Genomic DNA, 24,292 nt, shown 5'->3' on the forward strand with positions numbered 1-24,292 from the left:
GACGACGACCACACAGGACACCGCCACCTCGTCGAGGAGAAGGGCTTCAGAACCTCCGCGCTGGAGGTCAGCTGGAGCACCGGCCTGCGCCTCAACGAGGAGTTCCAGGGCACCTACCTCTGGTGGAACAACACCGACTACCTGGCGCTCGTCCAGTGGATGCGGGCCTAAAACCGGCAGCACCCGAACGACCCCGTCCGCTTCATGGGCGACGACCTCGGCTGGGCCGGACCGGAGCTGTACGACAAGGTCACCGACCACGTGGCACGCACCCACCCCGACCTCCTGGCCCGTTTCACCGAGCTGTACCGCGGCCCGCGGCCCACCATGTCGCTCCGCGCGTACATGGAGCAGTACATGAACCGCCCCCTCGCCGAGCGCCGTGAGGTGGCGGCCCGGACCGGCAAGGCCCTGGAACTGCTGCGGGAGCGGTCCCCGCAGGGGACGGCGGTCTACTGGGCGCTCCAGCACGCGACGGTGATCGACCAGGTAGCGCGCTTCTGCTCCTTCAGAACGCAAGGCGCGTTCCTGCGCGACCGGCTGGGGAGGGCGTATGTGAGCGTGGGCTTCACCTTTGACCAGGGCTCGTTCAACTCCACCGCGCCGGACGGCAAGGTGCGGCGTTTCACCTCTGTCCCTGGCCGAGAGCGACTGGGTGATGGGGTCGCGTATCGGGGTACCTGCGTCGCCATGGCACCGGAAACTGATCACGCCGAATCCGTACGAGCCCTGCGGCAACTGCGCAGGATCCGCACCTTTTACGCCGGGGGCGCCGCCTTGTGGGCTGTCTCGGCTGCATCGGCGGGCTGGGCAGCCCCCGGAAGCCGACAGATGTGGGTAGCGGTGGTATTCCTGGGGGTCTTCACCGCTCTGCTGTCCATGACATCACTGTGGCTGTGGCGTCAGCATGCTGCCCATCCGGCTGAGCCCGCGCACCATGCTGCCCCACGGAAGATGTCCTGGCGCCGCCAGGCCAACGCCTAGGTCTGCCCAAGGCCACGTGGCGGTTCTGCTCCACCGAGTGGGTGAGCGTGAATTCCTGCGGTCCGCTCCGCTGCTCAGTAGCCAGGCGGGATCCGGTCTTGCGGCCCGTCATCCTCCTCTGCCGCGTCGTCGTCCATCTGTGCCCGCTCGGCCACGGCCGGGTCGGTCGAGTCCGAGACCAGCTCCGCGATACGCAGGGTGCACTCCCACTGCGTGAGCTTGCCTTTGATCACCACCAGGTATGACTCCTGGTCGGCGAAGCGATATACGTGGCGCCGCTTCTCGACGATGTTCTTGCTCGGCAGATACGTGTGGAGTGCGGCACGGAGTGCCTTCAGTGCCTCGTCCTTCGTTTCCTGTCCACGACGAATGAACTCGGTCCTGTACGTGTCGCTGTAGTACTCCGCGATCACGACCCAGTTGCCCATGCTCGACTCCCCCTAGGCGCCGACGCCGTTGTCAGTCAGCCACAGCTCAACCTCCGGAGCAAGAGTGGGCGATCGAGCCGACCGTGGCCTTGGTCTCGCGCAGCAGATCGGCCGCCAAGTCGATGCGCCACGACGCGAGGCAGTCCATCGGCGGTTCGCCGACTTGTGCGGTGAACCGCCGGGGTGAGACCAGCGCGGGACACTCCCGACTCGGCCGCCAGGTTCGCCACGGTCCACGGACGGGCCGGATCGTCGTGGGCAGGTGCAGGGCCTGGCCTCCACTGGGTCCTCCATGGCGCGATACCACGGCGGCGCGTGGGCCTCGGACTGGTCGAACCAGGCCCGCAGCGTGGAAACCGTTGCCAGTTCTCATCGAGATTTTCGAGCTCTCATCATCAAGGCGTAGGAGTCGGCGGCCGCGGAGAACACGGTGGTGGTCTGTCGGGAATGCCAGCGTGGCCGGCTGCGTTGGGAGAAATGCGGTTGTGGAGGGGACAGTGTCCCCGGGCCTCACCTATTGCCTGCAGGGAAGATCGTTCGGCTGAAGCCCTGCAGAGCCTTTCGCCGCGTAGGCGACCGCCCTTCACGATCGCGCATGCTGATCAGCCCCGCCGGTGGGCGGGGCTGACGGCTGTGTACGAATCCGGCTGCCTGGCTCGGTGGGTGGGCGTGGTCAGCCACAATCATCGCGGAGCGAGCTGCCGCGGTCACGGATCGCGGAGGGGAGGTCCTTCACACTGCCGTCCACGGCGCGTTGCACCCACGGCTGGCCGCCGAAGTTGATCTCGGGGTAGATGTACACGTAGCCGGAGGGGCAGTCGATGGCGGCCCGCTGTGTGCTGGACTGGCGCCGGAAGCTCGAGTTGCTGAGCTCGCCCGCCGGGTCTCTGTCGGGCAAAGGGGAAGATCAAGCACGGTGGAAACCCCGCTCGCGCTCAACGTCGGTGACCTGCCTGCGGTGCCAGGCGAGTTCGGCCTGGGCCGCGCGGGCGTAGTGGTTCATGACCGTTTCCCCGAGTGCGTCATACACGACCTTGCTGCCGATGAAGCTGTTCATGGCTTCGGTGAGGTCGGCTGGCACGGGGCTGGCGTCGCTTGTCGTGTAGGCGTCGCCGCCACAGGGCGCCGGAAGCTCGGGGCGGTCCTGGATACCGTGGATGAGGGCGGCGCAGGCGGCAGTGAGGGCGAGGTAGAGGTTGGCGTCGGCGCCCGGCAGGCGGACTTCGAGGTGGGCGCTCTCGCCGACACCGGTGACGCGAACGGCGCAGGTGCGGTTGTCGAAGCCCCAGGTGTAGCTGGTCGGGGCGAAGGTGTGCGGAGCGTACCGCTTGTAGGCGTTGGGGGTGGGGGCATACAGCGGAGCCAGGTGTGGCATGCCGGACACCAGGCCGGCAATGGCCCGTTCCAGCACAGGAGGCAGGTCCGCGCTCCGGTGGTAGGCGAACGCGTTGCCGTTGGCGGACCACAGCGACAGGTGCAAGTGCAGGCCGCTGCCGATGCCGGTGGCGGGTGCGGCCATGAACGTCGGAGTCATACCCCGCCGCTGAGCGAGGTCCGGCACGATGAGCCGGAAGGCTGAGTAGGCGTCGCACGCCGACATCACCTCGCCATAGGCGAAGGTCACTTCGACCTGGCCTGCCGCACCCTCGGTCTTGATCGCCTCGACGGGAACGCCCGCTTCCCGCAGGGCATCGTGGAGGTGCTGGAGGAAGTCAGCGACTTCCGGGGGATGGCTGAGGGCGTAGTCGAGGTCGCCGGACCAAGCCGGGGGCAGACCACCGTATGCCGACCTGTGCGCCTCCTGGCCAGTGCCCTGGTACAGCACGAATTCAACCTCCGTGCCCAGCGCCACGCGATAGCCGAGATCGGCCAGGCGCTCCAGCTGAGTGCGCAGCATGTGGCGGGGAGCGACCTCGACGGGCCGGCCGTCGTGGTGGAAGACGTCACCCATGATGAGGGCTGTGCCGGGCTGGTGGGGCAGGAGGCGGATGCTGCTCGGATCCGCCTTCACACCGAGGTCGCCATAGCCCTGCTCCCAGCCGGTGAGGGCGAAGCCATCGAGCGGGGTCATGTCGACGTCTGTGGCCAGGACGTAGGCGCACATCTCCGCCGCGGAGTTCATCCGGTCCACGAAGACGGGAGCGGTGAGGATCTTGCCCTTGGGCCGACCCTGCATGTCCGGCACGGCGAGTCTCACCGCTGTGATCTCCCCATTCCGGACGGCTTCCTCGAACGCCCCCAGCGTGACGGCTCCAGTGGGCCAGGACCCGAGTGCCGTGGGTTGCTCGTCACGCTGTGCGTCGTGGCTGTGCATCAGACGTCCTCCATTGGTCCGCCCCGCTGGGCGGTGCTGGCGTGGGTGGTGAGCTGGTAGTCGCGGCGTACGCGGGTGATCTAAGTCAGCCAGGCCGGCACCCGATGGTCATTCCGACCAGCAGCGTCATGAAGCCGATGACGATCCAGCCGGCCAGCATGACCACGGGCCTGCCGTGCTCCAGGCCGTAGCCGAACAAGCTCATTCCGCCGGCGAGGTTGCAGATGACGGAGAAGCTGGTCGCGAAGTTGCCGAACACGCCCATGTTTCGGGCGAGTTCGGCCTTTACGCCGAGCTGGGCCAGGATGACGTCATCGTGGGCCAAAGGAGGGGCCCCTGTTCTGCGAGACACAGAGATCCTCTGAAGATACGGGGGACGAAATGAGGACGGAAGGAGGCACTCTCAGCCAAGGGGGTGACCGGCTGCTCATAGGTAGCGCGCCCCCTTTCGGCAGGCAGCGTCACGAAGTCGCCGGAACTCGACCTGCCAGTCGCGGCCCAGGCTCCCGCTGAACTGTGAACTCAGGACCGACGCGGGCGACACGGTCACTCTGCGGTCGAACCGGTTCTTCCACACTGGACAACAGTCAGCCAGCCACTTCAGGTTCGCCGCCAGCACCTCACGAGCAGCGAAAGCCACCGGTAGATCCAGTCGAAATGCGCGTACGCTTCCGCTACCGCTTCGGTGGCGCCCAGGGTGCGTTCGCCGCCGGCGCCGGGGTGGCTGGGGCAGTCGGCGAGCAGGGCGGTGCCGTCGGAGGACCGGGCGAACAATTGCGGCACCGAGGAGCGGACCTGCCCGCGCTGGTTGCAACCGACCACCACAGCCCTGTCCCCACCGCTGCCTCGGCACCGCCGGGAACGCGGGGACTCGGGTCGTACGGTCCACCGAGCAGGCGCTCACCGTCCGGCCAGCGCATCCTGGATGGCGAACGCGGTCAGTTCGTCGGCGGCTTCGACGTCGACCACGGCTCGGCGATCACCAAGGCCGCCTTGGCAGAGAGATCGAGTTGCGCAATGAGCGTAGGAGGACGAACCCGGACTCACGGGCAGGTCGTACGTGTTGTATCGCGCTTTTCCGGGCTGGCAGTCGAGTATCAGCCGACGCACCGGCCACTGTGGAGCGCCGATTCTCAACCTGCTGGACGCGTCAGCCATTCGAGACGCCGATCTGGTGCGGGCGCGACAGAGAGGGGCCCGAGCCTTGGCTGAGCATCGTCGTCCACGCCGTACCGCAGGGTGACCTTGTCGGAATCCAGGGTGTATGTTCTTTCGCCCTCTAATTTGCCTCTTCGCGTCCAACGGGTCGTAGCTGGCGCCGAGCTCGGCTGCATAGAGGCTCAGGTGGCCAAGTGTGGTGACAATGGAGTCGCGTGGAGTAGGCCCGGCTGAGACAGTTGTCCGGCGAAGGCCATGCTGGTCCACGTCTCCGTGATGCGTGATACGTGGTGATGGTGGCGCGGAGACACTGATCGACGTCCCGCCCCACGGCTTCTACGACGTGATGCACCGTCCCGTACACGCTGGTAGTCGCGGTTCGCAGGTCAGTGACCTCCTCGCCTTGCCATGCTGAATTCTTGAGCCATAATTCCATCTCTGGGTGGAGCCTTTTGGATTGATAGGCGCCCCAACCTCGGGCGTTGATTTTAAGACGCATGCTTCCGGCATCGGAGGTGGTGAGCCATACATCTGATACCCCGATCGTCTGGAATACGCCGCGGGAGCTCAGGAATTCATGCAGTTCTCCCACATGCTGGTCAGCGTCGGCCCTCATAACAGCTGAGCGCGCAGCCGTGCTCCTTGCCGGCCTCACCCGCTCCTGGTGCTCCATATGAGCCCTGGTGCCGCCTTCTCACCTGGCCGACTGAGCTCAGTGGTTCGTCGTCTCCCTGCCCCGCGTATCGACTGGCAATTCGGCCGGTGCGACCTAATGCCCAACGGGGCGATCGGACTCGCCGAGGCGATGTGCGCCTGAGCGGCGGGCCCGGCTCCGGTTCATCTCGACGACACCGGCTGGCCACGCGAGGGAGCGCTCGCGGACCTGGTGCCCTGGACCGCGATCCGTTCGACGGGCCAGCACAGGAGAACGCTGGGACGCAGGTCCCGCTCACACCCGCGGAGGCGCGCGATTATATGCAGCTCATGAGGCTCGAGCAGTAACCCAGATCACGGCCGGGTCACGGTGTAGATCATTTACGCCATGGGCAGCCTCGTAGCGTTCTCGATTCAACTTTCGTTCTGCGAAGCCCAGTTCGAATGTGCAGGCGGTCTCGACGGCCTCCTGTTTGCAGGCCGGGGGGACTCTGCGGTCCGTCTCCCGAAAGGAAGCGCATGCCTCAGGACGTCAACGTTCGACCGCCCCTTCGACTCTCCCAGCAGACGTCTTGAGTACGCCGAGGAGCGTCTTCAGCGCCGGATCCAAGACATGGGCCTGGTCCGCAGCCAGTCCGAGGTTCGAGGAGCGCAGGTCATGGGATCTGCAGCATGCCACCGCCCCCGCCTACCTACACGCCTCGGCCGATGACAAGAACCAGCTCTCCCCGGCCTTCCTCTCCGATGACCAGTTCGCCGCCTACCTGCCGGACCGGGCCCACCGCGTACCCGAGGTGACGCGTGACCTAATCGTCACCTCGCTGCGCGCGGGCAGCAGGCCGCGGGTGCTCTGCCTCGTCGAAGAAGGGCACACGGTTGCACTTCCGTGGAGACCACATGGAAGAGCTGACGCAGCAGACGATCCGGACGCCCCCGGCCAAGCTCCCGCTGATCCGTTATACGGGGCGGCCGGCATCGGATCCTCTGGCATTCCCTTAGCCGGCAGTGGCGCACCCCGGATCCAGTGGTCGCGCCACGCCTGATCGGCAGCAAGTGCCTCCTGATCAACACTGCTGAGGCGGCCACGCCGCGCGTCTCGCAACAGGAGTGCTTCGACAAAGGCGGGCCGTTCATGGAAGGCCGTCGCTGTCGAGGATGAATCTGCCGTGGACGAGCGGTCGGCCCCCTTCGAGAACCGAGCGGGCAAGAGGCAATTCGTCCTTGAAGGGCAGCAGCGGCTCGCTCCCCTGCCCAGGCCGTCAACGCAGCAGTCGTGCCCCTCGCGGCGGTCAAAGCCGTAGCCGTTCGCGTGAGTCCGGCTGTCCGGCGAGGCCGTCGCGGAAGGCACGGAACATTCGCGGACGCGACCGGCCACACCACGGGCCGTTCGATTCCTCTCTACGGAACACAGTTTGAAGGGAGACCGGTGTGAAATCTCGAGGCGTGGGTGCTGTTGCGAAGGTGTCCGCCGACAGCGTTCCGGCGCAGCCCAGCGCCCAGCTCCAGCCCGGGGAGGCGGGAGACGCCCTGGCCCGCCTCTTGGCGAAGGGCATCAATGGGTGCACGGAGGAGTACCGAGACTGCCAGAGCGCCGCTCAACAGCGGCTGGACGCCCTCGGATCCCCCCACTCCAGCACCACGCTGCCTGTGGAGGGAGCCCTCCAGCTGGCGCCGCGCGCGTTCCTCCCGCCCGACGAGGAGGGCTACGCCAGGTTGACGCAACTCGACACCAGCCTGCGCATGATCGAAGCAGCCTTCCCCCAAGTCAGCACCGATACTGAGGTATGCCGACTGACCAGCAGGATGCTGGAAGGGGCCTGGAGGAGCCGAGCACTCACCCCGCCGCGCAAGGAACAGCAGATATCCGACTGTGCTTGCGCTCTCTGCAGTCGGCTGCCCACACCCCCCGCACGCACGCTGAGTGACTACAGCTGGCGGCAGAGCGCGGGTCGTCCCCTCACCAACAAGACCTGGCCATACCGCCGGGAACTCAACAGCGTCTTGACCGGTGGATGGTCCTGGACCCGGCAGATGAACGACCTTGAACGAGATCTGGGCCACCGCCACCGCTTCGAAGACGACATCCTCGTCTTCCACGAATACAAACGCGTGGTCGACACCATCGACACCACGCGCCTCACCCAACTCGCCAAAGGCCGCCTGGCTGAGAATTTCAGCACCAACAGCGCACGGGCCCTGGTCTCCGGACTTTTCGCAGCCCATAAGCGATCCGTCGACGAGTACTGGCTCCAACAGCACGACACAGGCAGCGTCACACTTCCCCAGACCAACCCACTGAGCCAGAGCAGCTACTCACTCCTGCAGATGCTGGACTGCCTTTTCTGGCACGTCTCACCCGACACCGAGCTTTGGCAGGAAGAACACCTCGCCTCCCTGCTGCTGTGCCGCGTCATCGACGACATGGTCGACGTACGTGCCGACGCCCTCACCGGCGAGATCAGCAACTTCTGGCTCGCTGACATGCCCACCCACACCAAGGCGCTCTACGCTGCATGCGCCATAGCCCTCGTCAAGTACGGCTGCATGCCCGAGGCTCACAGTCCGATGTGGAACACCTGGCTGATGACCACCACCATCGTCTGGATGGGGCTCACGGGCCGCCACGCCCTGTGGTTCGACGGCATCACCCAGGGCCTTCCCCCAGCCGAGGCGTGCCCACTTTGCGACCTGCAGCCCAACGCATGCACCGGCATCCTCACCCACGGCACCACCCTCACCATCACCCCGCGACCCACTGCCCCAGCACTGAGCCCCCGGACCGCCGAGCTATCCGCACGCTGCCGAGCCCAGTACCCCCGGACATGGCCGCTCTTCGATGCCGAACTCCATGCCTTCGAAGCACTGCACGGCCCTTGGTACGGCAACATCGACAGCACATGGGAGATCCTGCGCCGCACCTACCTCGCCGCCGTGGAGGCATCCAGCGCCGCACCCTCCCCGGCCCGCGCTCGTCATGTCCAACAAGACGCCGGCGTAGTCGGATCTGAGATGTTCCACACCCTGCACGACCCTCAGACCGGGCGGGAAGACACCACACTGCTCGCCTACATGTTCGGCTGTGCCCACCCGCATTTCCTCTGGAACGCCACGGGCTACCGTCCCTCGAGCCTCGCAGGCGACTGGCTCGACGGCTGACACCTCACCCCCCTGTTCCAGATGACGAGTAGATGGTGGGGCCGGCCTCACCATCGACCTCGGACCGTACCGCGGCCCTTCAATCCACCGCGGGCTTCAGGTCCCAGATCCTTATGTGAATGGGCGGACACCCTGCTGCGTTTTGTACCGGACCCCGAGCCCCGACGGCGCCGTCACCCGCTCCAGGGGACGCGTGTGAGGGCGAGTCCCCGGACGTCGGTGGCCCGGGCCGCCCGGAGTCCCAGTGCGACGTGCCGGCGCTGCGAGCCGCTGCTGAGCACGTCATCGACGAGCAGGATGGAATGGATGGGTCCCTCAATGTCGCCCGCGTCGCCGATCCACGTCAGGGATGAGGCGTGCGAGATTGCGGCCGCGCGTTTGTCGTCTCGGCTCCGGTTCGCGGATCGGGGCGTCTCGGTCCCCTTGACCAGGCGGTGTGCGCCCGGAGCGCTGAGCGGGAATGCTCGGTTGACGTCCTCGTCGTATGCCCCGTCCATGATCGCCTCGATGCGCTGGAAGGGCTGGCGGCCGCTGTGGGTCGGGTTGCCGACAACGCAGTCGACACCTCCATCTGCTCGGGTGCCTCTCCATCCAGCCGACGAGGAGCCGAACGAAGATCATCGCTCAGCCGTACGCACCGTCGTACTTCAGTTTGTGGATCTTGTCGCGGAGGGCACCGGAGTAGACGGCCACCGCGTCGACGCGGGAGATACCGTGCTGGGTGAACGGTAGGGCACACAGCCGGTTGGTGCACGGCCTGCCGGGCCCGCCGGCCTCGGAACAGACCGGGCAGCCGGGAAACCTGCCGGATCGGAAGACCTGCGGTCACACTCCGACCAGGACGAGCTGCTGGCCCGCGGGCTGGGCGTCCACCGGGCGAACGCGAACTGCGCGGCTTACCCGTACAGCACGCCAGCCACGCTCTCTCCCGTGATCCAGGCCGTCGACCGCCATCAGCGCCGACGACGGCAGCGAGCTGCAAACCTAGATATAGACGAAACGGCCTAGGCCCACGACCACGCTCGGCTGACCGGAATGGGGAGGGGAAGGGGGCTCCCTCCTGCCCTCCCAACCAGCTCGTCCTACGTGGCGCAGGACACGTTCATGACAGGATTGCACTTCGGAAGGTTCAGGGAAGTCATAGGGGCGCCCATGATTGCAGTGAAGGGATGACTCGTGACGTCCACTGCGCCTCCCCCCATACCTCGAGCCGCAGGATCGTTTCCGTTCATCGGCCACGCTCTGAAAATGCGCGACAACCTCGGCTTCATCGACTCGCTTCGCGAGACACGGGAACCACTCGTCGAGATCGTCCTGCAACCCGGGACGCGCACCGTCGTGGTCCAGGAGCCGGCCCTGATCCACCAGATGCTCAAGGCACTGGGGCCCTCCCTCGACAAGGGCCGGCTCTACGACAAGCTGGGCCAGCTGCTGGGCGACAGTGTCGTCACCGCCACCGGCCGGACCCACGTACGCAAACGCCGCCAGGTGCAACCAGCGTTCGCCAGCACCGAAATCAGCCGGTACGTCGACATCATGCGTGCCGAGGTGGCCGCTACGGTCGACGGCTGGGAGCCCGGGCAGGCCCTCGACGTACGCGAGGCGATGGTCGGACTCAGCCTCGACATGCTGGCCAAGACGGTGTTCGCCGGCAGCCTCGACGACGCCGTCTTCCGCCGGCTGCGCAGCGACCTGTCGGTGGTGTTGAACGACGTCGGTGTGCGCATCATGCTGCCAGACTGGGCCGAGCGCCTGCCGCTGCCCTTCAACCGCCGCTTCGACCGGGCCCGGGCCGGCGTACGCGCCACCATCAACACCGCCGTCGACGAACTGCAGGCCTCCGGGCACGACACCGGGGACATGCTCTCCATGCTGCTGCGCGCCATCGACGAGGAGACCGGCGAGCCGCTGACCGGGCATCAGATCTGCTCCGAAATCCTCACCCTGGCCGTCGCGGGCACCGAGACCACCGCGTCGGTGCTGTCCTGGGCCCTGTACGAACTCGCCCGCAACCCCGACATCGAGGCCCGGGTCCTGGCCGAGCTGGGCGAGGTCCTCGGCGAACGGCCGGTCGCCTTCGCCGACGTGACCCGGCTGCCCTACCTGAACCGGGTGATCACCGAGACCCTGCGGCTGCACCACCCCGGCTGGCTGGTCACCCGCCGCACCACCGAGGAGACCCGGCTCGGCGAGTGGACGCTACCCGCCGGCACCGAACTGGCCTACTGCCAGCACGCCCTGCACCGCGACCCCGAGCGCTTCCCCGACCCGCACACCTTCGCCCCGGACCGGTGGACCGACCCCGCGCAGGAGCCTCCGCCGGGCGCGTTCCTGCCCTTCGGGGACGGCAAGCACAAGTGCATGGGGGACCGCCTCGCCCTCACCGAGATGGTCACGGCGCTCGCGACCATGCTGCGTTCGGTACGGCTGGAACTCTCCGAGGGCCAGGTCATCCGCCAGGTCGCTCGGCTTACGGTAAGGCCGCGCACGCTGCGGATGACGGTCCGTCCCCGGAACCGTCCCCGAGCCGGGGTCGGTCTCTAGCGGGTGTCTCTTCGATGGTTGGTCAGTTGGTCAGGTGCATCCGTCCGCTCGCTGTCTCTCGGGTGCGTGACCCCCTGGCTGATCAGGCGCAGCGAGCGAACCGGGCGGCGAGGACGGGCCCGTCGAGTTCGCGGTGCCGTGATCGCGATGGTCGGCGGCCGAAATCCCAGGCTTCGCGTATGTGCTTGCCGGTGTTACCCGACATTCAGATCAGGTACCGGGTTGGCCTTTGAGGACTTCGGCGCTGTCGGATGAACGACTCCCGGTCGGCACGCTCGACTGAAGACGGTCACCTCTCGGGGCGCGATCAGGGTTTCCAGGTGCGCAGGAAGGAGGCGATCCGGGTGGCGGTGCAGGTGGGTTGGTGGGCTCGTGGGCGAGTGCGGTGAGCTGTTCGCCCCCGGGGTGGAGCGTGCTCTCGAGCTCGGCGAGAGTGCCGGCCGGTCAGGGCGTGACGTTTCGGGCGTCTGGGCGCTCCGCCGAGGACGTGGTCTGCTTCGAGGCGCTGTTCACTGCCGCGCGTTCGGTGGACTGGACGGAGTTCCTCGCGGGCTGCGGCAAGTTCGAGGAGGTGGTCGCTAAGGAGATTCGGATCGGGAAGTTCACCCTGGCCGAGCTGGAGGAAGGGGAGCAGGGCCTGGAGCGGCTGCGCCGTTGGCACCGGGACGTGACCGTCCGGGAGGTTTTCGGCGCGCCCGAAGGAGGCGAGGCTGCCAAGGGGCTTGAGTGGTGCGTCGGTGCCTGTGAGGGCTGCTCCGAGCAGGTCTTCGCTGCCCTGCACCAGAGCGAGGGGGAGAGCGAATGACCACGCGGACAGCCAGCACCGCGCCCCGGCAGGCGGTGTGGCTCCTGTACGCGGCCGGCTTCACCACCGCCTTCGGTGCACATGGCATCGCCGCCATTCTCGGTGGCTTCTCCGAGGATGCTGTCGCCTCCCTCCTCGTCCTGGGCGGTCTGCTCGCCCTGTACGGCGGCGCCGAGGTACTCCTCGAGCCGGTCTTCGGTACTCTCGCCGACAGGATCGGCGCCAAGCCGGTCGTGTTCGGCGGGCTCGTTGCCTTTGCTGCCGCTTCCGCGTTGTAGGCCGCCGCGGACAGCTCCGGCTGGCTGTGGGCGGCACGGCTGGGCCAGGGTGCCGCCGCCTCCGCCTTCTCTTGCTCGGCTTCCGCGCTGGTCGCCCGGCTCAACCTGGCCGCCAAGTACGGCCGGGCGTTCGGCAGTTACGGCTTGTGCAAGTCTGTCGGTTACACCCTGGGCCCTCTCCTGGGCGGCGTCCTGGTCTGGGCCCGGGGACTGTGTCTGCTGTTCACGGTCATGGCCGTCCTGGCCGTGGCCGTCGCCGTCTGGGCCACGCTCACCGTCTCCGCCCTGGCCCCGCTGCCCAAGTCCCGTCAGAGCGTGCTCGGCCTGGCCTGCCGCCTCACCTTGCGCACCTTGTTGGCCCTCACCGCGGCCCTGGCGGGGGCGACCGCGGTGCTGTCCGTCGGCGTCGGCTTCCTGCCCGTGGCCGGCGCCGTCGCAGGACTTGGCATCCTGGCCACCGGCGCGGCCGTTTTCCGTTTTGGCCGCCACCGCCGCTCTCGTCCAGCCCTGTGCGGGAGGCACGCTGGACGCCGGGCGCATCACACCGTCTACACCTATGGCAGCCGCGACCGGGTGAAGGAAGTGTCCTCCACCAACGTGACGGTCACCTACTCCTACGACGGCGATGGCAACGTCACCTCCCGCACGGACGCCTCGGGCACCACCAGGTGGGACTACGGCAAGCTCAACCGCGAGAGCGTGCGCACCGCCAAACGGCGCCCAGACCGCACTGGCCTACACCCCGGGCGGGCACGTCGGCCACTACACCGACCCGACCGGGAAGACCGACTACACCTGGGACAAAGCCGGCCGCCTCGACCATCTGGCCGCCCCGGACGGCAGGAAGACCGACTTCGACTACAACAGCAACGACAAGCGCACCAGGACTGTCTACCCCGGCGGCACCACCCAAGCCGTCTCCATCGGCGACAACGGCCGCCCCGAGGCCCTCAAGACCACCTCGGGTTCGACGACCCTCATCGACCTGGCCTACAGCTATGCCAACGCGGGCCAGGACACCACCAAGACCCGCACCCGCACCGGCAACCTCACCAAGCTGAAGACGTCCTACACGTACGACTCCCAGGACCGCCTCTTCCACGCCCTGGAAGCCGACTCCGCCGGCGCGCGCAAGGCGTCATGGCTGTACTGCCGGGACAAGGCCGGCAACCTCACCAGCCAGGACGGCACCAAGAACGCCTGCCCGGGCGGCACGACGTACACCTACGACGCCTCGGAACTGACCGGCAAGAACGGCTCCACCACGGGCTGGACCTACGACAAGCCCGGCAACGAGACCGCCGCGGCGAGCGGCACCGCCCGCACGGGCGGGTCCTGGACCGACGACAGCCAGTTGTCCGCCATCACCACGAGCGGCAAGACCTACGGCCTGGTCCACGCGGGCACCAGCAACTCCGAGCGCACCAAGCTGGGTTCGACCTGGTTCCACCACACCGCACTCGCTCTGGCGTCCACGGCCACCGACGGCGTCGACACCGGATTCATCCGCGAACCGGCGGGCACCGTGAACTCCATGACGACCGGGGGGAAGTCCTACTACTACCTCGCCGACGATACGGGCAACGTCCTCGGCCTCGCCGACGATGCGGGCAAGCGCACCCACACCCACGCCTACGCCTACGGCCCCACCGGCCTGCCCCGCACCACCACCACCACCACCGAGGCCACCCTCCAGCCGCACCGCTACACCGGCGCCTACCTGGATCCGACCGGGCTGTACAAGATGGGCCACCGCTACTACGCCCCCACGCTCGGCCGCTTCACCCAGCCCGACCCCTCCGGCCAGGAGGACAATCCCTGCCTGTACGCCGCCGGAGATCGCATCAACCGCACCGACCCGAGCGGCACGCTCTCGTTGGGGTGTATCGGCTCCGGCCTGCAACTCCTCGGCGGTGCCGGCGCCCTTGGCGCGGGAATCGCGTCTGCCATCGGTTCAGGAGGCTTGTCCACGCCTGCATCCGTGGCAGCGATCGGAGGCGGGAGGGGCCTCATCGGTAACGGACTCAGCGCCGTGGACTCATGCCGATGACCAAGAAATCACTGCTCGCCACTCTCATCTGGATCGGCATCGTGTGGGGAGTGATCGGAATCGTCCTGACCATCATCGATTGACTTCCGGCGACACAGAAACCCAGCCCGTCCTTCTGCTCCGTGCAGAGGGACGGGCACTTCTCTCAAGGGTGTGGTGAAGTCCAGGCGGAGCCCGCGCCCGCTGCGGGCCTACAGGTCGGCGGCTTGATGCAGGTCCGGGAAGAACCGCAGGCGCACTCCGGATTTCGACTGGCTCCCGAGTCGTATGGCCTGCCGGCGCGATAGCGCATCGCGCGGCGAGCAACTCCTGGACCCCGAAGGCGATTGCATCGTCAGCGGCCGTCAAGTACATGGACCGGGCGATCCCCGAGTTCGTCGGCATCCCGGCCCCGGCGGCGCCCTGCTGGACCACCGCCCACGGCGATGTGCACTGGGCGAACCTCACAGCGCCGCTGAAGGTGCTGGACCGGGAGGGCTGGGGCGCGCCCCGGAGGGGTTCGACGCCGCCATGCTCCACGCCTGCACCCTGCTGCAACCGATCACCGCCGCCCGCGTCCGGCAAGAGCTTCCAGTAGAGCGGAAAGAGGCTGTCGCGCGCGGCGGTGATCGGCAGTAGGACGCCGAGGAGCCCCAGGAGGAGGATCCCGCGGCCGGCCGGCCGCTTGAGCTTGAGGCGGGCGTTGTTGATGTTGCTGGGCGCGACCGCCAGGTCCATGGCCTGGCACACCTGCCGGGCCCGCAGCGGGTGGTCGGCCGCGGTGAACACCGCCATGATCTGCTGGTAGGCCGGATGATCCGGCAGCTTCGGTGCCGGCGGCGCGGGCGGCCCGGGCTCGGGCAGCCCCAGCAGTGTCTTGCGGGTGATCCGGACTTCCCCGGCGGCCCGGCCGGGTTCGTCGAGCTGTGCGGTCAGCTGCGCGACCTGTTCCCGCATCGTCTCGGCCTGCGCGGTGATCTCGCGTTCCCGCTCCTCCCGCCGCGCCAGCACCGCGCCGAGCGTCAGCTCCCCGCCGGTCGTGCGGTGCGCCAGGCCGGTGTGGTCGCCCCGGTCAGCCGACGCAGTATCACCGCGGTCATCGCCCAGCTGCAGAACACCCGGGCCCAGATCGCCCTGATGCGACCCGACCCGCAGACCAGGGCGCTGTGGGAGATGTTCTCCGACCTGATGGACCTCGACGACGCCTACCGGTACGTCGCCGGCATGGAAGTCCGGTACGACCTGGGCGACGACCACCGGCTCGCCGGCACCCTGTGCCCGGACATGAAGTCGACGCTGGAGCGGCCCGACCCGGACGTCGTCACCGCGATGACCCGGTCGGCGGACCTGCTGCGTGAGGGGCGTGGGCTCCTGCTCGACCTCGTCGGCCGCGTGGAGGTCTGCGATGCCGCGGCCGCGTGGAGGTCTGCGATGCCGCGGCCGCGTGGACCGGACGGGTCAACACCCTCACCGCCCGCACGGACCGGGTGGACGCCGACGCGTCGCTCATCCGGCCCGACGGCTGTGTCGCCCGGGCCTTGCCCACCGGGCAGGACCTCGACGCCACCACGCTGGTGCGTGCGCCGGGCACATGGTTCGGCCAACCGGCCTGAGCACCGTATTAACAGTCGTCCCAGGTTCGCTCGGTACGAAGTAGGCATCCCAACAAGCGATGCAACCCGTATGGAGGAGTCTAGTGATGGCAGTCAACGCAGCGCCGTCCGGAAAAGCGCCGGCCGGTAGGTTGGCAGGCCGGTGGGTGCCCTGGTTAGTGATTGGCTTGTGGCTGGTGCTGGCGGCGGGCATGGTGCCGCTGAGCGGAAAGTTGAGCTCGGTCACCACCGACAGCGCCGTGGACACCCTGCCGGCCAGTGCCGAGTCCACCAAGGTGGCGGTGCTGGACGACAGTCTCCCCGGCGGTGACGACAACACGTTCGTCTTCGTGTACCACCGCGCCGGCGGCATGACCGACGCCGACCGCGCGACGGTCGAGCGCCACTACAACACCCTTGCCAAGCGGTACCCGCCGAAGGCGACGGCGGCGGCCGGCGAGGACGACGAGGGCTCACCGACGAGCCGCTCCACCAACGGCAAGGCGATGATGTTCACCCTCGAGGTGAGCACGGCCTACGGCGCACCGGAGGACATCGTCGGCCCGTTGCGTGACGCCGCGAAGGACCGCCCCTTGGGCCTGGAACTCGACGTGACCGGCCCGGCCGCGATCGACGGCGACATGGACGCCGTCTTCGACGGCATCGACGTGCAGGTCCTCCTCACCACCATCGTCGTCGTCACGCTCCTGCTCATCCTCACCTACCGCAGCCCGGTGTTGTGGATCATCCCGCTGGTGGCCGTCGGCGCGGCCGCACTGACCGCGATGGCGACCGTCTACCTGCTCGTCAAGGGCTTCGGCATCGTGGTCAACGACCAGAACTCGGCGCTGCTGACGATCCTGGTATTCGGCGTCGGCACGGACTACGCGCTGTTACTCATCGCTCGATATCGGGAGACACTGCACCACCACGACAACGTCCGGGTCGCGATGGTCCACGCGCTGCGCGGCGCGGCGCCGGCCATCGTCGCGTCCGCGGCCACCGTGGTCGCCGGCCTGCTCTGCCTGCTCGTCGCGGACCTGAACAGCACCAGCGGGTTGGGCCCGATCGGTGCGGCCGGCATCCTGTGCGCGCTGGTGGCCATGCTGACGCTGTTCCCGGCGGTGCTCGTGGTGCTCGGCAGGCGGATCTTCTGGCCGGCCATCCCGCGGTTCAGCACGGCCGTGGAGCAGAAGCCGGGGCTGTGGGGACGGCTCGGCACCGCCATCAGCCGCCGCCGGTGGGTGGCGACGCTCGGCTCACTCGGAGTCCTCGGCGTGCTCGCCCTCGGACTGGCGGGCAACACCGGCGCCCTGCGGGAGCAGGACCAGTTCCTGTCCGCGCCGGAGTCGGTCACCGGCTTCACCGTTCTGCGCCAGCACTTCCCGGAGCTCGGCGGCCAGCCGATGACGATCTTCACGCGCCCGGCGCACCAGGAGCGGGTGCTCGACATCGCCAAGGACACTCGCGGTGTGGCCCTGGCCATCCCGGAGCAGACCAGCGGTGGCTGGGCCAACATCTCCGTGTTCCCGAAGGACGCGCCGGACACCGCCGCAGAGTACGACACGATTCTGCGGGTACGCACCGCCGTGCACGCGGTGAACGGGGCGGAGGCGATCGTCGGCGGGCCGAGTGCGGAGAACCTCGACACCGAGGTGACCACCAAGCGCGACGAGAAGCTGGTGATCCCGCTGGTGCTCGCCGTCGTCCTGATCATCCTCGGGCTGCTGCTGCGCGCGATCCTGGCCCCGCTGGTCCTGATGGCCACCGTGATCGTCTCGTTCGCCGCAGCCTTCGGCGGCAGCGTGTTCGTCTTCGACACGATCCTCGGGTTCAAGGGCATCGACTATTCGGTGCCGCTGCTGGCATTCCTGTTCCTGGTGGCGCTCGGCGTCGACTACAACATCTTCCTGGCCAGCCGGGCCCGGGAGGAGACCGTGCGTCTCGGCACCAGAGAGGGCATGCTCAAAGCCCTCTCGGCCACCGGTGGCGTCATCACCTCGGCAGGCCTGGTCCTGGCGGCCACGTTCGCGGTCCTCGCCACACTTCCGCTGGTGATGCTGATCGAGGTCGGGTTCCTGGTCGCCTTCGGCGTGCTGCTCGACGCCCTGCTGGTGCGGTCGGTCCTGGTGCCCGCCCTCACCTTGCTGATCGGCCGGCGGATCTGGTGGCCGAGCCGGCTGTCCCGGCCGGCGGCGGAGCCGCCGGACGGTCAACAGCCGCTCGCCGACGACGAGGAGCCCGCACTGCAACGGTGAGCGCGGCGGCACGGACGAGATCCGGGACGGGGACCCAGGCCCGTCCCGGATTTTTTCATGGGCCCGACGGCCGCCGCCCTTTGGTCCTGCGCCGGCCGGGGCTGGGGTCGGCGCACCGTGTCCTGCCCGGTGGTGGGCCGCGCGGGCCATTGCCCGACGGTCGCCGCCCTTTGGTCCTGCGCCGTGCGGGCGGGGCTGGGGTCGGCGCATCGCGGTGTCCTGCCCCGGCGGTGAGCCGCGCGGGGCCATGCCCGAGGGCCGCCGCCCTTGGTCCTGCGCCGCGCCGCCGGGGCGGGTCAGCGCACCGCGGTGTCATCCCCGGCGGTGAGCCGCGCGATCGGGGCGGGCGGGGCCGCGGCCGGAAGGACGACCCGAAGCAGCGCGCCACCGCGTGCGGAGCGGGCGACGGTGGCCCGGCCGCCGTGGGCGTCGACGACCCGCTGCACGATCGACAGCCCCAGACCGGATCCCGGCAACGCCCGGGCGCTGTCGGCACGGTAGAACCGGTCGAACACCCGCGGTACATCGGCGGCGTCGATGCCCGGCCCGGCGTCATCGACCTCGAGCACCGCCGACGCGCCCTCGGCACGGAGCCGGACCTGGACCGGCTGGTCCGCGGGGGACCACTTGCCGGCGTTGTCGATGAGATTGAGCACCGCCCGCTCGAGCGCGGCGGGACGCCCGCTCACCCACACAGAGGTCACGTCGAGCGCGACCTCGATGTCGGGCACGCGGGAACGCGCCCGGGTCGCGGCGGCCCCCACCACGTCGGCGAGGTCGAGCACCTCGGTGCTCTCGTCGCTGACGTCACCGCGCGCCAGGTCGGTCAGCTCGGCGGCAAGAGTGCTCAACTCGGCCACCTGGGCGCCGAGATCGTTGAGCAGCCGGGTCCGGCTCTCCGCCGGCAGCGCGCTGTCCAGGGTGCCGCGCCGATCGAGCCGGATCAGCAGCTCGACGTTGAGACGCAGGCTGGTGAGCGGGGTCTTGAGCTCGTGGGCGGCGTCCTCGGCGAGCAGCCGCTGGGCCCGCCGGGAGTCCCGGAGCGCGGCGAGCATGTCGTTGATCGACCGGATCAGCCGCCGGATCTCCCCACCGCCCTCATCCGGGATGCCGGCGTCGAGATCCCGCGTGTGCGCGACACGTACCGCGGCGGCGGTCAGCCGGTCGATCGGTGCCAGCCCGGTCCGCGCCACGGTCCGCCCGACAAGGGCGCCGCCGACCACGCAGAACAGCCCGATCAGCAGCATGCCGAACCCGAACCGGTTGATCGGGCTGTCGTCGACGACGCGGGCCACCTGGACCGCGCCGTCGCCCGCCCGCAGCGTGTAGATGAGATAGCCCTCTTCGTCGCTGCCGTTCGACTCCATCAGATCGGCCGACGCGCCCTGCGCCACGCGCCCGGCGTGCTCGCTGACCGGGGGCAGCGCGGGTTGGCCGGCCGGCGTCCGGATCGAGCCGTCGGGCAGGATGACCCGCACCAGCCGACCGGATCCGGGATACGGCGGTAGCTGGACCTGCGCCAGACCGGCGCGCTCCGCGTTCGTCGCCAGGACGCGGGAGTCGGCGCGCAGCTGATTCTCGGCGGTGTCCCGCAGCTCCCAGTCCAGTAGCTCGCTGGCCACCTGGAAGGCCACGAACACGCTGACCGCGATGGCCGTCGCCGCGATCACCGTCAGCCTGGTCCGCAGGGACCGCCGGCGCCACCATCGGGCCAGCCGGCGCGGTTCCCGGCCGGCGGGCCTGCTCACGGAGGAGTCTCCCGCAACGTGTATCCCAGGCCGCGCAGCGTGTAGATCAATCGCGGCTCACCCTCGGCCTCCATCTTGCGGCGCAGGTAGCTCACGTATACCTGGAGGTTGTTGGCGGTGGAGCTCATGCCGAAGCCCCAGATCGCCTCGAACAGCGCGTCGCGGGTCACGACCCGGGTCGCGTTGCACATGAGGACCTGCAGGAGGGAGAACTCGGTCCGGGTCAGGCGCAGCGGCCGCCCGCCCCGCCACGCCTCGAACCTGTCGGGATCGAGCCGGACATCGGCGAACGACAGGATCTGCGACTCCCCGTCGGTCGGCGTGCGCCGGCGCAACAGGGCCCGCACCCGGGCCAGCAACTCCTCGGTGGCGAACGGCTTGGGCAGGTAGTCGTCGGCGCCCGCGTCCAGCCCCGCGACCCGGTCGCAGACCTGGTCACGGGCGGTCAGCATCAGCACCGGCAGATCCCGACCCGCGGCCCGCAACCGCCGACAGGTCTCCAACCCACCGAGGCGGGGCATCATCACGTCGAGGAGCAGCAGATCCAGCGTGTCACCGCCGGCCCCACCGACCCCGTCGAGCACGGCGAAACCGTTGGCGACCGTGCTGGTGTCATAACCCTCGACCTGGAGCACCCGCTCCAGCGACTCACGGATGGACACGTCATCATCCGCGATCATGATCCGCACGCCCGCCCGCCCCCTCCCAGTCGATGTTTTTGCCGCTCATTGTCCCCGGTCAACCTGAGGCCAGGATTAGAGCGTCGCCGCGGACCGCGCTCTTACGGATACCTAAGAAATGGAACCTACCTCGGCTCATGAGCAGGGCAGGACCAAGCGGGCGAGACTGAGCGGGAGCAGACGGGCCGACTTCCGGTCCGGAACTCTGCCATCCCGTGCCCGAAGGGGAAGCAGCCCGGGATCCCAGCGCCTACACGCACTCCACTGCGATGCTGGCCCGGCGCAGCGAAGAACCCGGGATGAACAGTGCGCCCGGCACCCTGTCCAACAGCGTCAGGATGCCGCCCACTCCAGCCCGAGAGCGGCCAGCTGCTGGAGCTTGTCCGCAGTGAGCTTGGCCCGCCTCGACTTGCTGTTCGACAGAAATACCCCCAGCTTCACCTGAGTCCCATCCGGCAAGACCTCAGTGTGAGAGCGGCTGACGGGCCCTACCGAGCCCGTGCGGGCCTTGTACTGCGCGAGGGCTGCAACGCCCCGCTCGAAGGCCCCAGAACCTCCCTTGGGCGCCTTGGCGGATGCTTCCTGCTCCGGCGGCAGCGGTGTGATGCCGAGCTCCTCCAGGAGCTGGCGCTGCCGGTCCACCAGCCCGTGCCAGACGGTGTGTTCACGGTTGCGCTTCAGCCACCGGCCGACGTCCTGGCCGTGGACGGTGACGCCGGGCAGGACATCGACGGGGCCCTCCTCGTCACGCACGAGTTCGCGCAGCGCGGCGTAGTGGCGTTGCCAGTCGGCCGGCCAGGCTGGGTTCCAGTGCTCATCGACCTCGGCGAGCGCCTGCTCCCACTCCGGATGCCCGTCCAGTGCACCCGGGCGCCGCAGGTTGGACAGCCATTGCCCCACCGGCCGGTCGAGCGCCTTCGCCGACCTCGGGGCACAGAGCGTGAAGTGCTCCTCGCAGTACGCCTTCGCGGCCTCCAGGTTCTCCTGGAACCGCTCGTCGCCGACACTCCAGAGCATGCCGAGCTTCTCCAGCCGACGGGCGCGCTGGCCGCTCATCTGCCCGGCCTGGTAGGCCCGTCGCTGTTCCGCCACCCACTGCCCAAGCGGTGTCGCCCCTTCGCGGTGTCCGTAGGGCACTCGCGCGTGGCCCTCACGCTCGACGTACGCCTTGAGCTTCGCCCAGCCACGCGCCCAGTCCTGCCGCTCGGTGTCGATCACGTTGAATGACACCCAGTCCGCGACCACCACCGGATCCCTCGGAGCCGCAAAACGCAACAACATGCGGGACTCCTCCTCGCCTTCCTCCGGCGCTGCGCCGATGCTCACGGAGGGCTGGGCCACGTCCTTCTGCGGCTCCTGCGGGATCGCAAGCAATTCCACGGCCTCTTCATCGTGAGCCCGAAGACCCTCCAAAACTTTCACCAGAGGGCGGTACGACCCGGAGGTGAACATGTCTTCGGGCTGCTCTCCCGGCTGAAGGAAAACCGGCACGATCAGCGAGGCCAGTTTCCCCTGTCCGGGCTTTTGCCGGAGCGCCCGGCCGATGGCCTGGACGATGTCGTGCGGGGCGCCCTTGGGGTCGATCAGGGCGACGGAGTCCACGGCTCTGATGTCGACGCCCTCCCCGAGGACGCGGCAGTTGGAGAGCACGGCCCGCTGCGCCGTGGCCCCGAACGAACCCAGCACTTCCCGCCGGCGCTCGGGGACATGCTCGCCGCACAGCCAGTCCGCCCAGATCCGCTTTGGGTACTTCTCCGGCTGGTCGGCGTGCAGCTTCGCCGCGACGCGCTCCAGGCCCTCCGCGTACGCCTGCGCCTCCATCGTCCGGTGATGGAAGGTGATACACGTGCTGAGGTCGTAGTCAGCCATGGTCCGCAGGAGCGCGGCCTGCAGCGCCCCCAGCCGCTGCCCGCGCACTTCCTCGCTGCGCCGCTCCTCGCCCATCAGCCGCTCTGGAGTGACGACCGGGTCCTGAAGCTCCAGGACAATGATCTGGTACCGCGCAAGCAACCCGCGCGAGACCGCCGACGCCAGCGACAGCTTGTACAGGACGGGCCCGAAGACCCCCTCGTCGTCCATGGAAGCTGCCATCTCCCTCGGCAGCAGATCCCGCGCCCCCTCGGCAACCTCCCGGCTGAGCCGCTCCTCCCAGATCCGCGGCGTCGCCGTCAGATACAGCCGCCGGTACGCCGGGATGACGGTCTGGTCGTGGATGTCCGCCCACGCCTTACCCATCGACCCCGACGTCCGATGCGCCTCATCAACCACCGCGAGGTCTACTGGATCAAGCTTCTGGCCGTAGGCACCCTCGAAAGCCTCCGCCAGGACCCCCAGGCTGGCGTACGTCGCATAGATGGTGACTGGCCCCTGGCCGTGCCACAGCGCCAGCTGCACAGGGTTCGTGGTGGAGCGCACCTTCAGGCTCCACAACTCCGGGTCGTCCTGGAGCGAGCACACCGCAACCGCCGGCCCCTTGTGCCCGGCCTCGTGCCACGCCTTGACCGTCTGGGCCAGCAGCTCCAGGGTCGGCACCAGGACCAGCACCCGCCCATGGGACACCATCCGCCGCGCCGCGGCCGCGGCCATGACGGTCTTTCCGGTCCCGCACGCCGCATGGACCTGCCCGCGCAGGCCGGCTGCGGGCATCCCCCCAGGCGGGACATCGAAGCCGCGGACGATGGCGTCAACGGCCTCAACCTGATGGTCACGCAGCTTCACAGCCGCCCCCTGCCTTCCCGAATACCTGGTCCTTCATCAAGTACCAGGTAGCGGCGGAGCAGGCGCTCCGCCAACTCATGGTTGTAGTGCTGCGCCACCTGCAAAGGGGTGTCGCCGTCCGCGGCCGGCAGCCGTGGATCAGCGCCGTAAGCCAGCAGGATCGAGGTAGCAGCTGTGTTCAGCGGGTGACCCGACTGAAGATGGCTGTCTCCTTCGACGTCAATGGCATGGGTAAGCAGCGTGTGCCCGAAACACAGCTCGTTCGGGTCAGCTCCGGCATCCAGAAGAACAGTGAGCGCCTCGTAGTCGCTCATTTCTACGGCCTGATGCACAGGCGTCCAACCCTCCACACCGCCAACCACCTGCCCAATTTCACCACGCACTACTACCTCCGATACATGCGCAAGCGCCGAGCAAATCAGAACCAGGAGGAGCCGACGCCTGAGGATGCCGTCTACTCCCAAACTCTACACAGCGCACCACAGTGATGCACTCCTCTCATGAAAGGTCCGTTGACAGGGGTGACACATAGACAGTTGCGCCCTCTGACTTGCCAGTTAATGTGTATGCTGATTGGAGTGCTGTTGGGTTGGCTGCGCTCAAGCTTGGGGGAGCCAGGGAGGGGTTTGGGTGGAGCGCAGCGGAACCCGTCACTGCGGAACGGCAGGTGCCTGCGCGCGCCAACGGTCCGTCACCCCCCGTTGTAGGGATGGTGGGCTGGTTTCCCAGTGGCTACACAGGCCCGAGCGTGATGCATCCTCCTCTCGTAGCCAGCCCCAGGAATCCCGCTTGCGGGATTCCTGCAATTCGCGCTTGCGCGAATTGATGCGCTTTTAGAATTCCGCTTGCGGAATTCAATTCCCGCGCTTGCGCGGGAATTTGGCGGAGCGTCAGCGGAGCCAAGCCCGAAGCGAAGCTTGTCGCCGAGCGTCTGCAGGCTCTGGTC

At 68.3% G+C, this 24,292-nt stretch carries 19 protein-coding genes and 1 pseudogene; 9 read left to right on the forward strand and 11 right to left on the reverse strand.

Annotated features, from left to right (window positions below; genetic code table 11):
- Nucleotides 1–204 precede the first annotated feature (204 nt).
- On the forward strand, nucleotides 205–984 hold the full coding sequence (locus ACFT32_RS14250) for an erythromycin esterase family protein (RefSeq protein ID WP_382488782.1): 780 nt from the start codon (nucleotides 205–207) through the stop codon (nucleotides 982–984).
- 74 nt (nucleotides 985–1,058) lie between these two features.
- Here the strand turns inward: ACFT32_RS14250 and ACFT32_RS14255 are convergent, their stop codons facing one another.
- The 5 genes from ACFT32_RS14255 to ACFT32_RS14275 all read right to left on the reverse strand — a co-directional run bounded on the left by ACFT32_RS14255 (nucleotide 1,059) and on the right by ACFT32_RS14275 (nucleotide 4,551).
- On the reverse strand, nucleotides 1,059–1,412 hold the full coding sequence (locus tag ACFT32_RS14255) for a hypothetical protein (protein ID WP_382488784.1): 354 nt from the start codon (nucleotides 1,410–1,412) through the stop codon (nucleotides 1,059–1,061).
- Between the two features lie 673 nt (nucleotides 1,413–2,085).
- Nucleotides 2,086–2,310 (reverse strand): peptidase inhibitor family I36 protein, encoded by a 225-nt coding sequence (locus ACFT32_RS14260; RefSeq protein ID WP_382488786.1) that lies wholly within the window; start codon nucleotides 2,308–2,310, stop codon nucleotides 2,086–2,088.
- Nucleotides 2,311–2,319: 9 nt separating this feature from the next.
- Nucleotides 2,320–3,726, reverse strand: a complete 1,407-nt coding sequence (locus tag ACFT32_RS14265; protein WP_382488787.1) for a glutamine synthetase family protein — start codon at nucleotides 3,724–3,726, stop codon at nucleotides 2,320–2,322.
- 85 nt (nucleotides 3,727–3,811) lie between these two features.
- Complete coding sequence (locus ACFT32_RS14270) at nucleotides 3,812–4,051, reverse strand: hypothetical protein (RefSeq protein WP_382488789.1); 240 nt, start codon at nucleotides 4,049–4,051, stop codon at nucleotides 3,812–3,814.
- 275 nt (nucleotides 4,052–4,326) lie between these two features.
- Complete coding sequence (locus tag ACFT32_RS14275; protein ID WP_382488791.1) at nucleotides 4,327–4,551, reverse strand: hypothetical protein; 225 nt, start codon at nucleotides 4,549–4,551, stop codon at nucleotides 4,327–4,329.
- 2,430 nt (nucleotides 4,552–6,981) lie between these two features.
- Here ACFT32_RS14275 and ACFT32_RS14280 point away from each other — a divergent pair.
- A complete protein-coding gene (locus ACFT32_RS14280; RefSeq protein WP_382488792.1) occupies nucleotides 6,982–8,694 on the forward strand; it encodes a hypothetical protein in 1,713 nt (570 codons plus the stop codon).
- Nucleotides 8,695–8,867: 173 nt separating this feature from the next.
- On the opposite strand, the gene ACFT32_RS14285 is transcribed toward ACFT32_RS14280, so the two are convergent.
- Entirely contained in the window at nucleotides 8,868–9,191 is a 324-nt protein-coding gene (locus tag ACFT32_RS14285; protein ID WP_382488793.1) for a hypothetical protein, read from the reverse strand.
- A 679-nt stretch (nucleotides 9,192–9,870) separates the two neighbouring features.
- Here ACFT32_RS14285 and ACFT32_RS14290 point away from each other — a divergent pair.
- The 5 genes and pseudogenes from ACFT32_RS14290 to ACFT32_RS14310 all read left to right on the forward strand — a co-directional run bounded on the left by ACFT32_RS14290 (nucleotide 9,871) and on the right by ACFT32_RS14310 (nucleotide 14,371).
- Nucleotides 9,871–11,238: a cytochrome P450 gene (locus ACFT32_RS14290; RefSeq protein WP_382488795.1), complete on the forward strand. Its 1,368-nt coding sequence runs from the start codon at nucleotides 9,871–9,873 to the stop codon at nucleotides 11,236–11,238.
- A gap of 451 nt (nucleotides 11,239–11,689) precedes the next feature.
- Complete coding sequence (locus tag ACFT32_RS14295) at nucleotides 11,690–12,043, forward strand: Chromate resistance protein ChrB (RefSeq protein WP_382488797.1); 354 nt, start codon at nucleotides 11,690–11,692, stop codon at nucleotides 12,041–12,043.
- Nucleotides 12,040–12,321 carry a hypothetical protein gene (locus ACFT32_RS14300; protein WP_382488799.1) on the forward strand — a complete coding sequence of 94 codons (282 nt, stop codon included), beginning with the start codon at nucleotides 12,040–12,042 and terminating at the stop codon, nucleotides 12,319–12,321. The genes ACFT32_RS14295 and ACFT32_RS14300 overlap by 4 nt, the downstream gene beginning before the upstream one ends.
- Before the next feature lie 39 nt (nucleotides 12,322–12,360).
- Nucleotides 12,361–12,987 (forward strand): annotated as a pseudogene (locus ACFT32_RS14305) (RHS repeat domain-containing protein); the annotation flags it as partial.
- Between the two features lie 868 nt (nucleotides 12,988–13,855).
- Nucleotides 13,856–14,371 (forward strand): RHS repeat-associated core domain-containing protein, encoded by a 516-nt coding sequence (locus ACFT32_RS14310; protein WP_382488919.1) that lies wholly within the window; start codon nucleotides 13,856–13,858, stop codon nucleotides 14,369–14,371.
- Between the two features lie 72 nt (nucleotides 14,372–14,443).
- Here ACFT32_RS14310 and ACFT32_RS14315 read toward each other — a convergent pair whose 3' ends face one another.
- The gene (locus tag ACFT32_RS14315) at nucleotides 14,444–15,607 is read right to left on the reverse strand and encodes a DUF6207 family protein (RefSeq protein WP_382488801.1); all 1,164 of its coding nucleotides are present in this window, start codon (nucleotides 15,605–15,607) and stop codon (nucleotides 14,444–14,446) included.
- Between the two features lie 143 nt (nucleotides 15,608–15,750).
- Between ACFT32_RS14315 and ACFT32_RS14320 the strand changes: the two genes are divergently transcribed.
- The gene (locus ACFT32_RS14320) at nucleotides 15,751–15,963 is read left to right on the forward strand and encodes a hypothetical protein (protein ID WP_382488921.1); all 213 of its coding nucleotides are present in this window, start codon (nucleotides 15,751–15,753) and stop codon (nucleotides 15,961–15,963) included.
- An 86-nt stretch (nucleotides 15,964–16,049) separates the two neighbouring features.
- A complete protein-coding gene (locus ACFT32_RS14325) occupies nucleotides 16,050–18,200 on the forward strand; it encodes an MMPL family transporter (protein WP_382488803.1) in 2,151 nt (716 codons plus the stop codon).
- Between the two features lie 296 nt (nucleotides 18,201–18,496).
- Here the strand turns inward: ACFT32_RS14325 and ACFT32_RS14330 are convergent, their stop codons facing one another.
- The 4 genes from ACFT32_RS14330 to ACFT32_RS14345 all read right to left on the reverse strand — a co-directional run bounded on the left by ACFT32_RS14330 (nucleotide 18,497) and on the right by ACFT32_RS14345 (nucleotide 23,729).
- Nucleotides 18,497–19,948 (reverse strand): ATP-binding protein, encoded by a 1,452-nt coding sequence (locus tag ACFT32_RS14330; RefSeq protein ID WP_382488805.1) that lies wholly within the window; start codon nucleotides 19,946–19,948, stop codon nucleotides 18,497–18,499.
- Nucleotides 19,945–20,637, reverse strand: coding sequence for a response regulator transcription factor (locus ACFT32_RS14335; protein ID WP_382488807.1), 693 nt, complete (start codon nucleotides 20,635–20,637; stop codon nucleotides 19,945–19,947). The genes ACFT32_RS14330 and ACFT32_RS14335 overlap by 4 nt, the downstream gene beginning before the upstream one ends.
- 324 nt (nucleotides 20,638–20,961) lie before the next feature.
- Nucleotides 20,962–23,346 (reverse strand): Helicase associated domain protein, encoded by a 2,385-nt coding sequence (locus ACFT32_RS14340; RefSeq protein ID WP_382488809.1) that lies wholly within the window; start codon nucleotides 23,344–23,346, stop codon nucleotides 20,962–20,964.
- Complete coding sequence (locus ACFT32_RS14345; RefSeq protein ID WP_382488811.1) at nucleotides 23,343–23,729, reverse strand: ankyrin repeat domain-containing protein; 387 nt, start codon at nucleotides 23,727–23,729, stop codon at nucleotides 23,343–23,345. Before ACFT32_RS14345 ends, ACFT32_RS14340 begins: the two co-directional genes overlap by 4 nt.
- Nucleotides 23,730–24,292 lie beyond the last annotated feature (563 nt).

The organism is Streptomyces sp. NPDC057002, from assembly GCF_042673825.1.
Taxonomy (GTDB): Bacteria; Actinomycetota; Actinomycetes; order Streptomycetales; family Streptomycetaceae; genus Streptomyces.

Excerpts from the sequence above, each read along its gene's own strand:
- ACFT32_RS14285 (WP_382488793.1), bottom strand. The coding sequence starts at position 9,191 with ATGGACGGGGCATACGACGAGGACGTCAACCGAGCATTCCCGCTCAGC.
- ACFT32_RS14265 (WP_382488787.1), bottom strand. The coding sequence starts at position 3,726 with ATGCACAGCCACGACGCACAGCGTGACGAGCAACCCACGGCACTCGGG.
- ACFT32_RS14250 (WP_382488782.1), top strand. The coding sequence starts at position 205 with ATGGGCGACGACCTCGGCTGGGCCGGACCGGAGCTGTACGACAAGGTC.
- ACFT32_RS14310 (WP_382488919.1), top strand. The coding sequence starts at position 13,856 with ATGACGACCGGGGGGAAGTCCTACTACTACCTCGCCGACGATACGGGC.
- ACFT32_RS14325 (WP_382488803.1), top strand. The coding sequence starts at position 16,050 with ATGGCAGTCAACGCAGCGCCGTCCGGAAAAGCGCCGGCCGGTAGGTTG.
- ACFT32_RS14300 (WP_382488799.1), top strand. The coding sequence starts at position 12,040 with ATGACCACGCGGACAGCCAGCACCGCGCCCCGGCAGGCGGTGTGGCTC.
- ACFT32_RS14255 (WP_382488784.1), bottom strand. The coding sequence starts at position 1,412 with ATGGGCAACTGGGTCGTGATCGCGGAGTACTACAGCGACACGTACAGG.